Genomic DNA, 14,435 nt, shown 5'->3' on the forward strand with positions numbered 1-14,435 from the left:
TCCAAAAGCTTTATAACTAAAAAGTAAGCAGCAACTTTAATGCTGCCGCTTTCTTTCTAATTAGTTTTCACACTCTAAGTTTGCAACTGTACATGATGTTTTGCAAGCTGATTGACATGAGTTCGCACATTCTTTACAGCCTGGTTTAACTAAGCTGTTTTTGATATTAGTTTTGTTAATTGTTTTAATATGTTTCATAACTATACTCCCCCATACTTAAAATACTCCACGATTATATCATAAAATTTTTAATAAGAAAAGATGCTTTTATATAAATTCCTTTTCTACTTATTTTAATCATTTAAATATTCTTCAAATTTTCTTATGTTATCTTTTTTACCTATTAGTACTATTAAATCATTTTCTCGTAGTATATGATTAGGATCAACTTCGATAATAGTTTCTTCATTTCTCTCTAATGCAATGATATTTAAATTAAAATCATTACGAATTTTTGATTTTATAACAGACTTTCCATCTATTTTATCTGTAACTCTTACTTCCTCTATATGAATGTCATTATTTAACTCAATAAACTCTAAGGCTTCCTCATTTAATAACCTATTAGCAATTCTTATTGCCATATCATTTTCAGGATAAACAATTTCTGCTCCTATTTTCTTTAACACACATCCTTGTTCATAAGTGTTTGCCTTAGCAATAACTTTTTTTACTCCCATATTTATTACATTTAGAGTAGTTAATATACTTACATCTATTTTTTCTCCTATACATACAAATACAGTTTCACAATTTTGTATTCCAGTTTCCTCTAAAGTTTCTTTGTTTAATTTATTAACAACAAAAGCATTTTCTGTATATGATCTAATTTGCTTTATTTTATCTTCATCACTATCTAAAACTATTACCTCTTTCCCTGCTTCTATTAAAGTTTTAGCTAATGCAAAACCGAATCTTCCTATTCCTATTATTCCAAATTCTATTGATGATTTATGATTAAACATAATTATCCCCCTATCCAATTATAACTGTTTCTTCTGAATAACAAGCATTTGATGCTTCTTTGAAATACCAAATACTAGCCATTGTCATTGGTCCAAGTCTTCCAATAAACATTATTAAAGATACTATAACCTTACTTAAATCTGTAAGATCTGGCGTTATCCCTGTCGATAAGCCAACAGTACCAAAAGCACTAGTCACTTCAAATAATAATTGCATAAAAGAATACTGAGGTTCAATTATGCTTAAAGCAAAAGTTCCAAGACAAACTACAGTAAGTGCTAATACGATTAAATTAAATGCTTTAAAAATTACAGAATTAGGTATCTTTCTTTTAAATGCTACACAATGTTTATTAGTAGAAGTACTGTATATACTCTTAAATAAAGTAAATAATGTTGTAGTCTTTATACCTCCACCAGTGGATCCAGGCGATGCTCCAATAAACATTAAAATAATTAAAATAAATAATCCTGCGTCAGTAAAATTTCCTAATGAATACGTACTAAAACCCGCAGTTCTTGCAGAAGTACTAAAGAAAAAAGCTCCAAGCCATGTTATATCTTCAGTGGCTTTTAGAAACACAGTTCCAACTACAAGTAATATGATTGTCATAGTAATTACTATCTTAGTATGTAAACTAAACTTTTTAAAGCTTCTCTTGTTAATTATTTCTTTAATAACTAGAAATCCAAGCCCACCAAAAATTATTAATCCACATGTAGTCAAGTTTAATAAAACATTACTTTGGTATGGTATTAAATTCTTAAGTCCACCTAAAATATCAAATCCTGAGTTGTTAAACGCAGCTATTGAGTGAAATATACTTATACCCAATGCATCTAAAGGGCTATAATCATTAGAGAATACTATATAACTTAATATTACCCCCACTACTTCAAAGCTTAGCGTCAATAACAATACTGATTTTACCAATTTTACTAAACCCTTCATCGAATCTAGATTCATAGATTCCTTGATTAATACTCTTTCCTTAATTCCAACTTTTTTACCCATTAATAAAATAAATCCTACTCCAACAGAAGTAACTCCAAGCCCACCTATTTGAATCAATAAAGCTACTACAGTTCGTCCAAAAACAGTGAAAGTATCAGCTGTATCAACAGCAATTAATCCTGTTACGCAAACTGCACTAGTTGATGTGAATAATGCATCAAAAATAGATAACTCTACACCCTCATTAATTGATATTGGCAGCTTTAATAATATAGTTCCTATCACAATAACAGAAAAAAACCCCAAAACAATTATTCTGCCTGGGCTTATTTTTTTTAACAATTTCATATTAAGCTCTCCTTTATGACATGTAACTAAAATAAATATTTTCGCTTTTTCTCGGTATTTAGCATTATTATATATTCCCTATTTTTTACTGTCAATTTCGTTATTTTTACCGAATTTCTTTTAAAAAAGCTGATAAATGTAAATAGGATTATTTATTTTCTATTTAATTATAAAACATCAAAAATACGACATTTCTTAGTATTACTTTAAAATCAGAAAACATTTACAGCACAAAATAACTAAAAAAGACTATTTTCTATTTTAAAGAATAGAAAATAGTCTTTTTTAAATACACCATAAACAAAAATCTTAATTGATGTATATCATAATATATTATTTTTCTTAATTAAACTTTAATTCTGTTCAAACGCTGTAATTCCAAGGCTTACAAACCTCTATTCATCCCATCCTTCTGGGAATTCAGCATTGTGGTAAACTTCTTGAACATCATCATCATCTTCAAGCAAATCTAACATTTTTTGGAATTTCTTAGCATCATCTTCATTAATTTCAGTATATGTATCTGGAATCATCTTTACTGAGGCTTCTAAGAATTCTAATCCTTCTGCTTCTAAAGCTTCTCTTACTGTTCCAAAATCTTCTGGAGTAGTTGTTACTACAAACACTTCATCTTCAGATTCGAAATCTTCCGCTCCAGCATCTAATGCAAGCATCATTATTTCATCTTCATCTTTATCTTCTTTTTCTATAACAATTTCGCCCTTTTCTTGGAACATAAAGCCTACACATCCTGTAGCTCCCATGTTTCCACCGCCTTTAGTAAAGGCACTTCTTACATTTCCTGCTGATCTATTTTTATTATCTGTTAATGTTTCTACTATTACTGCAACTCCTGATGGTCCATAACCTTCATAAACTATTTTCTCATAGTTTACTCCTGAAAGTTCACCTGAAGCTTTTTTTATTGATCTATTTATTGTATCACTAGGCATATTAGCTGCCTTAGCCTTTGCAATTACATCTCTTAATTTTGGGTTAGTGTCGGGAACAGGACCACCATTTTTAACTGCTATAACAATTTCTTTACCTAATTTTGTAAAGATTTTTCCTCTTTTTGCATCTGCTTTTCCTTTTTTATTTTGTATATTATGCCATTTTGAATGTCCTGACATTTTTAATTCCTCCCAACATTAATTTAAATTTATAAATACAGTGGAAATTATATCACAATTATTTTATTATTACAAATACCTTAAATCATCTTATAAAGCCTATTTTCTTCCTTAAAGTAAATATCTTCATCACTTTTATTTATTATTATTTTTCCATTAGATATTTCTATAGCTTTTTTTTCAATTTCGTTTGCTAAATCTATTTGTGCTAATAAGTGCACAACTACCTTATCTGTATATTCAGTATCTTCAATATGCCAATTATTTTCGTTACAAGTATATTGGATTTTACCAAGCATATCATATTCCATACAAAGAGATACTTTAACTCCTCTTACCTTTTCAACTACTCCTGCATCTTTTAAAGCCACTGAAGCACCTTTAGTATACGCTCTTGTAAGTCCACCTGTTCCAAGTAATATTCCTCCAAAATATCTTGTTACTACTACTGCACAGTCAGTAATGTTACTTTTTTTCAAAGCTTCTAAAATAGGTATGCCTGCTGTTCCCTGTGGTTCTCCATCATCACTATATCTTTGGATTCCCATATTTTCTCCAATAACATATGCAAAGCAATTGTGTGTTGCTTGTTTATGCATATTTTTAATTTCAGAAACGAAAGCCTTTGCTTCCTCTTCAGTTTCACATCTTTTAGCATATCCTATAAACTCTGATTTCTTTTCTATAAATCTATCTTCTCCAAAATCTCTTATAGTAACATAACTCATTACAGTTCCTCCTTTATTAGTTCTATTCCTTCTATTATTTTATCTTTACTTGCTTGTGAGAAACTAATTCTAAAATGATACTCTTCACTTAAAGAATCTTTGAAAAATATTATTCCTGGAGTAATATATACATTCTTTTTCTTTAATTTATAAAATAATTTCTTAGAAGTAATATTTTCATTTTTTATTTTTAAATAAAAATATAAGCCTCCTTTCGGATCAATATACTCTACTTTATCATTAAGCTCACTCTCAATTAAATCTTTCATCAATTGATATTTTTCTTCATAAAGCCTTTGCTGATAATCTATATGTTTTTTCCAAAATCCCTCACTAATATATAACTCTAATGCCCTTTGCATAAGACTAGATGTTGCAATATCTGTATTAATTTTAGAACTTTGAATGCTTTCATTAAAAGATGATGGAGTAATCATATATCCAAGTCTTATCCCTGGCAAAAATACTTTAGAAAAACTTTTTATATAAATTACCCTTTCATACTTATCTAAACTTTTAAAAGGTTCATGAGTAATATTCTTATCATAAATAAGCTCTGATAAATAATCATCTTCTATTATATAAAAATCATATTTATTAGCTAATTCTAATAACTTCATTTTTTTTTCTAAACTATAACTTACACCAGTAGGATTATGAAAATAACTCATAGTATAAAAACAACTTATACTATTTTTCTTTAATATTTCCTCAAAAGCTTCTAAATTAACACCATCTTCTTCTAATTCAATTTCAAAAATATTTGCCCTTCTCCATTTAAATACTGATATAGCACCTCCATAAGTAGGCTTTTCTACTATTACATTATCATTAATATTAACTATTGCCTTTGATGCTATATCTATTCCTTGTTGAGCACCAGATACTATAAGAATATTATTTAAATCTATTTCATTATTCCAAAAGGATTTATTTATAGTTTTTCTTAAGCTCTCATATCCAAGTGGTTCTTTTATTAATAAGGCATTAGCCCCATCCCTATCTAGAACTTTATTAATTACATTTTTAAAATCCTCCATAGGAAAATAAATCTCCGAATTTGTTTCTCCTGTAAAGTCTATTATTCTTTCTAAATCTTCAGATTTGAGACTTTTAAATATCTTAGAATACTCCCTATTAAATGCAGATGTAATTTCTTTTCTTTTTGCATAAGTACCTGATCCAACTTTTTGATAAGCATATCCATCTGCCTTTAATTTATTATATGCATTTACTATAGTAACTTTATTTACATCCAAATTCTTAGATAACTCCCTTATAGTAGGTAGTTTTTCACTATCTTTAATTTTTTTATTATCTATTAATTTTTTTAAATAATCTGCTATTTGAATATATTTAGGAATTTCTTCTTGAAAAGTTATATCATATAATTCTTTCATACAGAGCCCCCAAATCAACTAATTCTTGTAACTATATACATTTTCCATTGCTAATAAACTTCCTTTAGAATCTCTAAACTCTCTCTTGTCCTTAATTATAATGTTATTCTTGTATAATACCTTTAAAATTTCTTCTACCTTAATTTTAAAATTTTTAAAATATGGATTCATAGTAATTTCATGAGCACTTAAGGGCTTATCCTCGGTTTTTATAAAATCAATTATTTCCTTTGAAGCTTTCTCTATATTATATTCTAAGTAGTTTTCCATATAATTCAATAATTCTTTTATACTTTCATCACTTACTTCTTTGTATAAAAGATTTTTAACCTTCTCATTTAAACTATCATTTAAATTACATGCCATAGTTAAAGAATCCTTACTAACAGTATAACCGTTGATACTTAAATAAAGCATAGAAAAATTATTTAATGCCCTTATAAGCAATTCATGAGCAGTATATCTGCTTCCTTTACTTAAATATTTTTTACATATCCCAATATCCCTGAATAAATTTCCAAGATAAACTAAATTCAATCTTCCTTTATCTGAATCCAGGATATAAATAATTTTTTGGTATAAATCTGTTATCTCATGATCTATAGAATAAATCATCTTAGAAGACATTAATGAGCTTTTAATTACATCTCTTTTACCTGCTTCATTATAATATTTTTTAAAAGAATCCTTACTTATAAATTTTATATGTATTGGTATATCTATAACCTCTGAATATACATCTCTTATTTCATGGAAATCATCATTATAAACTGCAAACAAATCTATATTTGAACCTTCCCATAGGTCTCCACTTACCATGCTGCCAAAAACAAATATAGAAATAATATTAGTGTTTTTCTTTAGTATCTCAGTTATCTCCATATAGGCATTTTGGTAATCTACTACTGATTTTGCCATTGCTCATCCCCCTACTTTACAAGAATTGTATTATTACAATAATTATATAGAATATATATAAAAACTGCAATAAAGTATATCTTTCATTGCAGTTTTTACTTTAATTAATATTAAATTTAAGCTAATACATTTATAATAAACTCTTTAGATTTATTATAAGTTTCATCATCAACTTCCACTTTCATATAGCTTCCGTTATCTCTATATTCCTCTTCTAAAACCCTAGCATTTCTATGAAGATATGAATTCATATCACTTCTATTATACGGTATTAAATACTCACACTTTTTCATTTTATAAGGAAGTTTTTCTTCAATTAAATCTAAAAGTCCATCTAAATTTATTCCTTCCTTTGCTGAAATTTCGATAGTTAAATAGGCTTCACTTAATTTTCTTAACTCTTCTAAATTTTCTTCATCAGCTTTATCTATTTTATTTAATACTAGAATTGTATCTTTATCCCTTGCTCCAAGTTCTTCAAGAACCTCTTCTACTGCATTTATTTGATCTATTGCATTATCTGATGATGCATCTACCACATGACATAAAAGATCTGAATAAATAACTTCTTCTAAGGTAGACTTAAATGCTTCAACTAAATCATGAGGAAGTTTTCTAACAAAACCAACTGTATCAGTTATCGTAACTACTCCCTTATTTTTAAGAATAATAGATCTTGTTGTTATATCAAGAGTTGCAAAAAGCATATCTGCTTCAAAAACCTTTTCTTTTCCTTGGACTTCTTTTTGAGCGGCTAGATCACATAATTTATTTCTAAGTGTTGATTTTCCTGCATTAGTATAACCAACTAAAGATACTTTTGGTATGCTTTCTTTATTTCTTTTTTCTCTTTGTACTTCTCTATTTTTCTTAATCTTTTTAAGTTCGTCATTTAAATCATAAATTGTTTCTTTTATATGTCTTCTATCAGTTTCTAATTTCTTTTCTCCAGGACCTCTAGTACCTATTCCTCCTCCAGTTCTTGAAAGCACTGTACCAAGACCTTGAAGTCTACTCATTCTATATTTTAGTTGAGCAAGTTCTACTTGAATCTTAGATTCTTTACTCCTTGCTCTTCTAGCAAATATTTCCAGGATTAATGTTGTTCTATCAATAACTTTAGCGCCTAAAGCAGCTTCTAAATTTCTTACTTGAGATCCAGAAAGTTCATCGTCAAATATAATTAAATTTGCATGTCTACTTTGCCTTAGAGATGCTATTTCCAAGACTTTCCCCTTACCTATATAAAATGCTGGATCTACCTTACTTCTGCTTTGATAAACTAAATCTAAAACAGGAATATCACAAGCCTTAGTTAATTCCTTTAGTTCTTCTAAGCTTTCTTTAGTATCAGATCCAACTAAGATGGCCTTTTCGCCTTCATCTTCAATAATTTCTCTTTCCTTTATTAAACTTTCTATATGTTGGATTTTATCTAATATATGAATAGAAAGAAGTTCATCTAAAGAAAGATTTAGTTTTTCATCATAATCTAATAAATCATTAGTTATTGTAATCATACCTAAAGAATAATCTGTTATATTTCCATTATAAACACCAATAGCTACAATAGCATCTAGCTTTAATTTTAATAAAGCAGATAAGTCTAAAGCTGAAAGATTAGAAAAACCATTTGGATGTGTATGAATTACCCTTACTCCAGATAGTCTCTTTTCTCTAATATCTATCATTCCAATTTCTACTGATGTTGAATCACCAATAGCAACTGAAACTACCTTTCCTCTCCTATCTATAGCAACACTTATTTCTCTTTCTATGACCGATGATATTCTTGAAATTATATTTATAATTTCAGAACTACATACCTCATCTTTTAAAACCCTCATTCTATAAATATTTTCAAGTTCCTCTAAATAAGATTTTTTTATGCCATCTATATTACCAAATATCATTATATATCACCTCATTTATATACTATTAGCGACTTTCCTATAATTTTATACTAATAATTAATCATTGTAAACTAAAGCATAACCATATATTTTAATTTTCTTAATTACTTATATTTATATTTAACTCATACCAAAAATAAGTTGCAAGAATGTTAAATAATATGTAATATAAAACTAATAATATTATTAGTTTTATAAAGTATTTATTTTCACATAAACTTTTAGGAGGATTATACTAATGAATGATAAGAAGAGAAATATACTTTTTACAGAAGAGCAAATTCAAACAAGAATAAAAGAACTTGGTAAAGAAATAACCGAAGATTATAAGGATAAAAAACTTTATGTTCTTCCATTACTTAGAGGAAGCTTTATTTTTGGAGCTGATATATTTAGAGCACTAGATTGTAAAGCAAAAGTTGGCTTTATGACTACTTCAAGTTATGGTCATGGAGAAGAAAGTACTGGAGAAGTTAAAGTAGTTAATGATATTCCTGATAATATTAAGGGATGGGATGTACTTATAGTAGATGACATAATTGATACAGGTTATACAATGGAGTTTGTTATAAACTACGTAAAAAAACGTGGAGCCAACTCAGTAAAAACTTGTACATTATTAGATAAACCTTCTAGAAGAAAAGTTGATTTATCACCTGATTATTGCTGCTTTGAAATAGATGACTTATTTGTGGTTGGATATGGCCTTGATTATGAGAGTTTCTATAGAAACGTTCCCTATGTATTCAACTGGGAAAACAACTAAAAATTTTCAATTCATACTTAGATATGAAATTTGTTTCAACTTACTAATAAATAGCTTAAAACTCCCATACGGGAGTTTTTTATTAATTCTTCATTCTTCATTTTTTATTCTTCATTGCTTGTTTAACTCTATTGCTGTATTCGGTATTTTACCGACAATAATTGTTTCTGCTATTGGTATTTGTGATACTATTTCTATTTCTTTACTCTTTAATGGAACTACTATTTTTAATTTCATATTTACATTCAAGTAAATCTTATGTCTAGTTTGATTTATTCCTGCACTTTCAAATACGGATTCATAACTACTTGTAATATTGCCTACCTGTGTCATTTTAATATTAATCTTTGGTCCCAAATTATAGAAAACTAGATTCTTAGTAATATACCCTAAGGGAATATTTAATCCGACTTCTTCTAATTCACTAATTTTTTTATTAGATGCTAATATTAATCTTGAAGATAGATAATTTAATTTAACAGTATCTGCTCTTAGCATTGTAATATTACCTTCATTATCTTTTTCAGCAATTATTATATCTGAATAATCAAATTGATTAGAATAAATATCTAGTGCTGTTTCATTAATTATTGTTGTTGCCTCACCTCTGAGCTTTTCTTCGCCAATAATCAACGCTGCAGGTAGAATATTTTTATCAAAAATGTACACTATAGAATTAAACAATATAAAAATGGCAATAATAACCATTATAATCTTCGGGTGTTTAATTTTAAATCGCATTTTAGGTCTTTTTGTATAATACTTCATAGGCACCTTCTAGAGTTATTATTTTACTCTTTATATAAATATGCTATAATATACTATATTATTTATTTCACATCATTAAATAATTATAAATTATAAGGGAGGAACAAATGGCTAAGAAAGACACTTCTAAAACAGAAAAAAGCCAAGCTACTGTTAAGAAGAAAAAGAATAGTAGCAAAAAGAATAAGAAAAAAAATCAACCTAAATATAAGAAAATTTTAAAAGGTACATTTCTTGGAATACTAATAGCTGGTCTTCTATGTTTTGTTGTAGGCCTAGGATATGTGTTTGCAATAATAAAGAGTACAGATCCACTTGATGTCAATAAGGTTTTAAGTTTAAATGAACCTTCTATGATTTATGATAGTAATGGCGATTATATCGATAATCTTCCTACAAATGAAGAAAGATACAAAGTTACTCTAGATGAAATGTCTGATTACTTAAAAAATGCCTATATATCTATAGAAGATGAACGTTTTTATACACATAAAGGAATAGATATTAAAAGAACTTTAGGATCTGCCTTTAGATCAGCAGTGTATTATATTACAGGAAATGGTACTGTACAAGGAGGTTCTACTTTAACTCAACAATTAATAAAAAATACATTATTGACTAATGATGTAAAAATTGAGAGAAAAATTAGAGAAATTTATCTTTCTCTAAACTTAGAAAAACAATTAACTAAAGATCAAATATTACAAGCTTATTTAAATACTATTCCTCTTGGTGGAAAAATTTATGGTGTTGAAGCTGCTGCTAAATATTACTTTGATAAAAGTGCAAAGGACTTAACTTTACCTGAATCTGCTTTTTTAGCAGGATTAACTCAGGCTCCTACAACTTATAGTCCATATAATCCTGATAATAAAGAGGACCCTAGTTTATACTTGGATAGAACTAAAACAGTTCTCGCAAAAATGTTAGAATTAGGTAAAATAACTCAAGAAGAATACGATGAAGCTTATGCTTTTGTAGATGGAAATCAATTTGCATTTTCACAAACAGTTACAACTTATAAGATAAACTATGAATGGTTTGTTTATCCTGCATTAGATCAAGTAAGATCTGATTTAAAAGAAACATATAAATATACTGATGAAGAAGTTGACAGATTGTTCTCTACAGGTGGTCTAAAAATTTATACTACTATGGATAGATCTATACAGGATTCTACTCAAGCAGTAATAGATGATAGAAGTAGCATTCAGCAACTTGATATATATGCTAACCCAGAAGTCACTGATGAAAATGGTGTTTTAGAGCTACAAGCATCTGCTGTAATTATGGATTATAAAACTGGTGAAGTAAAAGCCTTAGTTGGAGGTAGAGGTGATCAGCCTGCAAGATCTACTAATAGAGCTTATTATGCACTAAGATCTATAGGTTCAACTACTAAACCTTTAACTGTATATGGACCTGCAATTGATACTAAAACAATAACTGCTGGAACTGTTATTGATGATTCCACGCTTCCAAGTTCAATAACTAGTAAATATCCTGGTTGGACTCCAACTAACTGGAACAAAGTATCAAATGGATATATTACTGCAAGAGAATCTCTTGCTTTATCTAAAAATGTTCCGACTATAATTATTGAAGATAAGCTTGGTTTAGAAACTGGTCTAGCTTATGGTGAAAAACTAGGACTTGTATATGGTGAAGACTCTAAAACATTATCTACCCTATCTTTAGGTGAATTTACTGGTACCTATAATGATGGTTCTACAGATGGTGGTAATACATTTATACTTGCTGCTGCTTATAGTGCTTTTGGAAATAATGGTTTATATACAGAACCTATGCTTTACACTAAGGTTGTTGATGCTGATGGAAATGTATTATTAGAAAAGAAAGCTAAACAAGAACAAGTTTTCTCTCCACAAACTGCTTATATTATGAGAGATTTACTTAAAGGTCCTTTAAGTTTCGATGGTGCCTTAGCCAAAATTCCAAATATGCCTGTTATAGGTAAGACAGGTACGACAAATGATGTTACAGATTTCTTATTTGCTGGTTTAACCCCTTATTATTCTGGTGCAGTATGGATAGGATATGATGACAATAGAATAATTGGTGGTGCTAGTTATAGTTCATCAGCTGCATCTTTATGGGGTGCTATAATGGCTCCTATTCATGAAAACTTAGAATACAAGGAATTTGACGGTAACCCAGGTGGAGTAACCACAGTATCAATATGTAAGGATTCAGGAAAAATAGCTACTGATCTTTGCGCTCACGATCAAAGAGGATCAAGAGTTTATACTGAAATGTTTATATCTGGTACTGAACCTACAGGAGTTTGTGATGTTCACGTAACAGCTAAAGTAAATAAGAACAATAATAAATTGGCTACTGAAAATACTCCTGAAAATTTAATTGTAGAAAAGGTATTTATAAAGAAACAAAATCCAAATTCAAGCACTTTAGATTATCAATATATCCTTCCAACTGAAAAAGATGATACAAAAGCATCTTCAAATGAAGAATTTAAATTATCAGACTTAGGTATTAAGGTCGGAGGTAATGCAGACGATGCAATTACTATTCTAAAATCTAAGGGTGTTAATATAACTGTTAAGAATAACGACTCTAAAAATAGAATAATTAAGAGTATATCATCAGATAAAGCCAAGAAAGGTGATACTATAGTTATAGAACTAGAATCCGATTCTAACAATAACAATGGAAATGACACTGGAGGTCAGAATTCTTCTACTAATAATAATCAAACAGGAAATGATGAAGATTAATATTAATGAGAGCTATTAAGCTCTCATTTTTTTATATACAGTAATGTATTCAAAATTTACTATTTCATTAACTATCTATTACATTCTATATCTTACTTTTAAGTTTATAATTAAAATTTCCATATCTAAATAAAGGGAACTACGCCAATATATTCTCCAAATTATGAATAAATTTAATAAATAAAATTCAATATTTATGTAAATAATAAATTATATTACGGTTTTAATTTAAATTTATGAATTTTCCATATTTTAATCTTGCATTTTTTGAAAATATACTATATTATATCTTTAATAAAATAAATTTAGAATACAAATGAAAAAGGGGGATTTATTCTATGAATTTTTTAAATAATGCAATATTAGCATTTAATGATTTTTTATGGACATATATATTAATTGGAATGCTAATAATAGTTGGACTTTACTTTACCTTTAGAACTAAATTTGTTCAATTTAGAAACATAAAAGAAATGTTTAGATTATTAAATGATGGAGCTACAAACGATAAAGATAAAAACTCTGTTTCATCTTTCCAAGCTTTTTGCATAAGTACAGCTTCTAGAGTTGGAACTGGAAATCTTGCAGGTATTGCTACTGCTATTTCTATTGGTGGTCCTGGATCTATTTTTTGGATGTGGCTTATAGCTTTAATAGGCTCTGCTTCAAGCTTTATTGAATCCACATTAGCTCAAATATATAAAGAAAAAGATGGCGACAACTATATTGGTGGTCCAGCATATTATATGGAAAAAGGCCTAAAAAAGAAATGGATGGGTGTTTTATTTGCAATTTTAATAACAATTGCATTTGGCTTAGTTTTTAATTCTGTTCAAGCAAATACAATTGCACTTTCAATGAATAGTTCATTTGGATTTAACAAAACAATAATAGGTGCTATTATAACAATATTAACCTTAGTTATTATTTTTGGTGGAGTTAATAGAATTGCTAAAGTATCTAGTGTTATAGTGCCAATTATGGCTATTGCATACATATTAGTTGCTTTATTTATAGTATTTAAAAATATTACAGCATTACCTCAGGTATTTAAAATGATTTTCGAAAATGCCTTTGGATTAAATCAAATTGTTGGTGGTGGTATTGGAGCTGCACTAATGCAAGGTATTAAAAGAGGATTATTTTCAAATGAAGCTGGTATGGGCTCTGCACCAAATGCAGCTGCTACTGCAACAGTATCTCATCCTGTTAAACAAGGATTTATACAAACTCTTGGAGTATTTACTGATACATTAATAATCTGTAGCTGTACAGCCTTTATTATATTACTATCTGATGTTCCTTTAGACGGCTCGGTTAAAGGAATTGAACTTACTCAATTAGCTATAAACTCTCAAGTTGGTTCTTGGGGAGGAATATTTATATCAATATGTATATTGCTATTTGCTTATAGTTCAATTATTGGTAATTACTATTATGGAGAAACAAACATACAATTTATAACTAATAAAAAGATATATTTAGCTATATACAGACTCTTTGTTGGTTTAATGGTGTTCTTTGGCTCTTTAGTTAGCATGGATATTGTATGGAATTTAGCTGACGTATTTATGGGACTAATGGCTATAATTAATCTAATTGCTATAGTTTTACTAAGTAAAATTGCTTTCAAAGCTTTGGAAGATTATATGATTCAAAAAAAATCTGGAATTAAAGACCCAGTATTTAAATCATCATCTATACCTGAGTTAGATGACGAATTAACTGAATGGAAATAAATTATTAATTAATAACATAAAAAAGCTGTAATAAATTAATTTATAA

The 14,435-nt window shown here is 28.2% G+C and carries 12 protein-coding genes; 3 read left to right on the forward strand and 9 right to left on the reverse strand.

Going from position 1 to position 14,435, the window contains the following annotated elements; genetic code table 11:
* Positions 1–60 precede the first annotated feature (60 nt).
* The 8 genes from scfA to hflX form a co-directional block, all read right to left on the reverse strand.
* Positions 61–198 carry a six-cysteine ranthipeptide SCIFF gene (scfA, locus tag ACQPVP_RS07995; RefSeq protein ID WP_016208429.1) on the reverse strand — a complete coding sequence of 46 codons (138 nt, stop codon included), beginning with the start codon at positions 196–198 and terminating at the stop codon, positions 61–63.
* A gap of 95 nt (positions 199–293) precedes the next feature.
* Entirely contained in the window at positions 294–965 is a 672-nt protein-coding gene (locus ACQPVP_RS08000; protein ID WP_430848857.1) for a potassium channel family protein, read from the reverse strand.
* A gap of 10 nt (positions 966–975) precedes the next feature.
* Positions 976–2,268: a TrkH family potassium uptake protein gene (locus ACQPVP_RS08005; protein ID WP_430848859.1), complete on the reverse strand. Its 1,293-nt coding sequence runs from the start codon at positions 2,266–2,268 to the stop codon at positions 976–978.
* 395 nt (positions 2,269–2,663) lie between these two features.
* Positions 2,664–3,401 (reverse strand): YebC/PmpR family DNA-binding transcriptional regulator, encoded by a 738-nt coding sequence (locus tag ACQPVP_RS08010; protein ID WP_430848861.1) that lies wholly within the window; start codon positions 3,399–3,401, stop codon positions 2,664–2,666.
* An 80-nt stretch (positions 3,402–3,481) separates the two neighbouring features.
* The gene (locus tag ACQPVP_RS08015; RefSeq protein ID WP_430848863.1) at positions 3,482–4,129 is read right to left on the reverse strand and encodes a YigZ family protein; all 648 of its coding nucleotides are present in this window, start codon (positions 4,127–4,129) and stop codon (positions 3,482–3,484) included.
* On the reverse strand, positions 4,129–5,529 hold the full coding sequence (locus ACQPVP_RS08020; protein ID WP_430848865.1) for a PLP-dependent aminotransferase family protein: 1,401 nt from the start codon (positions 5,527–5,529) through the stop codon (positions 4,129–4,131). The genes ACQPVP_RS08015 and ACQPVP_RS08020 overlap by 1 nt, the downstream gene beginning before the upstream one ends.
* Positions 5,530–5,547: 18 nt before the next feature.
* The gene (locus ACQPVP_RS08025) at positions 5,548–6,447 is read right to left on the reverse strand and encodes a nucleotidyltransferase domain-containing protein (protein WP_430848867.1); all 900 of its coding nucleotides are present in this window, start codon (positions 6,445–6,447) and stop codon (positions 5,548–5,550) included.
* Between the two features lie 116 nt (positions 6,448–6,563).
* Positions 6,564–8,360, reverse strand: coding sequence for a GTPase HflX (hflX, locus tag ACQPVP_RS08030; protein ID WP_430848869.1), 1,797 nt, complete (start codon positions 8,358–8,360; stop codon positions 6,564–6,566).
* Positions 8,361–8,598: 238 nt separating this feature from the next.
* On the opposite strand from hflX, the gene hpt reads away from it, so the two are divergent.
* Entirely contained in the window at positions 8,599–9,126 is a 528-nt protein-coding gene (gene hpt / locus ACQPVP_RS08035; protein WP_430848871.1) for a hypoxanthine phosphoribosyltransferase, read from the forward strand.
* A 111-nt stretch (positions 9,127–9,237) separates the two neighbouring features.
* Here the strand turns inward: hpt and yunB are convergent, their stop codons facing one another.
* Positions 9,238–9,894 carry a sporulation protein YunB gene (yunB, locus tag ACQPVP_RS08040; protein WP_430848873.1) on the reverse strand — a complete coding sequence of 219 codons (657 nt, stop codon included), beginning with the start codon at positions 9,892–9,894 and terminating at the stop codon, positions 9,238–9,240.
* A 107-nt stretch (positions 9,895–10,001) separates the two neighbouring features.
* Here yunB and ACQPVP_RS08045 point away from each other — a divergent pair, with 107 nt between their 5' ends.
* Together ACQPVP_RS08045 and ACQPVP_RS08050 are read left to right on the forward strand one after the other, a co-directional pair.
* Complete coding sequence (locus ACQPVP_RS08045; protein WP_430848875.1) at positions 10,002–12,650, forward strand: transglycosylase domain-containing protein; 2,649 nt, start codon at positions 10,002–10,004, stop codon at positions 12,648–12,650.
* A 338-nt stretch (positions 12,651–12,988) separates the two neighbouring features.
* Positions 12,989–14,389, forward strand: coding sequence for an alanine/glycine:cation symporter family protein (locus ACQPVP_RS08050; RefSeq protein WP_430848877.1), 1,401 nt, complete (start codon positions 12,989–12,991; stop codon positions 14,387–14,389).
* Positions 14,390–14,435 lie beyond the last annotated feature (46 nt).

It is taken from the genome of Clostridium nigeriense (assembly GCF_050585265.1).
Taxonomy (GTDB): domain Bacteria; phylum Bacillota; class Clostridia; order Clostridiales; family Clostridiaceae; genus Clostridium; species Clostridium nigeriense_B.

Bases quoted from the DNA above. Each gene is read 5' to 3' on its own strand.
- scfA (WP_016208429.1), bottom strand. From the start codon at position 198: ATGAAACATATTAAAACAATTAACAAAACTAATATCAAAAACAGCTTA.
- yunB (WP_430848873.1), bottom strand. From the start codon at position 9,894: ATGAAGTATTATACAAAAAGACCTAAAATGCGATTTAAAATTAAACAC.
- ACQPVP_RS08025 (WP_430848867.1), bottom strand. From the start codon at position 6,447: ATGGCAAAATCAGTAGTAGATTACCAAAATGCCTATATGGAGATAACT.
- ACQPVP_RS08045 (WP_430848875.1), top strand. From the start codon at position 10,002: ATGGCTAAGAAAGACACTTCTAAAACAGAAAAAAGCCAAGCTACTGTT.
- ACQPVP_RS08010 (WP_430848861.1), bottom strand. From the start codon at position 3,401: ATGTCAGGACATTCAAAATGGCATAATATACAAAATAAAAAAGGAAAA.
- ACQPVP_RS08020 (WP_430848865.1), bottom strand. From the start codon at position 5,529: ATGAAAGAATTATATGATATAACTTTTCAAGAAGAAATTCCTAAATAT.
- ACQPVP_RS08005 (WP_430848859.1), bottom strand. From the start codon at position 2,268: ATGAAATTGTTAAAAAAAATAAGCCCAGGCAGAATAATTGTTTTGGGG.
- ACQPVP_RS08015 (WP_430848863.1), bottom strand. From the start codon at position 4,129: ATGAGTTATGTTACTATAAGAGATTTTGGAGAAGATAGATTTATAGAA.
- ACQPVP_RS08000 (WP_430848857.1), bottom strand. From the start codon at position 965: ATGTTTAATCATAAATCATCAATAGAATTTGGAATAATAGGAATAGGA.
- hflX (WP_430848869.1), bottom strand. From the start codon at position 8,360: ATGATATTTGGTAATATAGATGGCATAAAAAAATCTTATTTAGAGGAA.
- ACQPVP_RS08050 (WP_430848877.1), top strand. From the start codon at position 12,989: ATGAATTTTTTAAATAATGCAATATTAGCATTTAATGATTTTTTATGG.
- hpt (WP_430848871.1), top strand. From the start codon at position 8,599: ATGAATGATAAGAAGAGAAATATACTTTTTACAGAAGAGCAAATTCAA.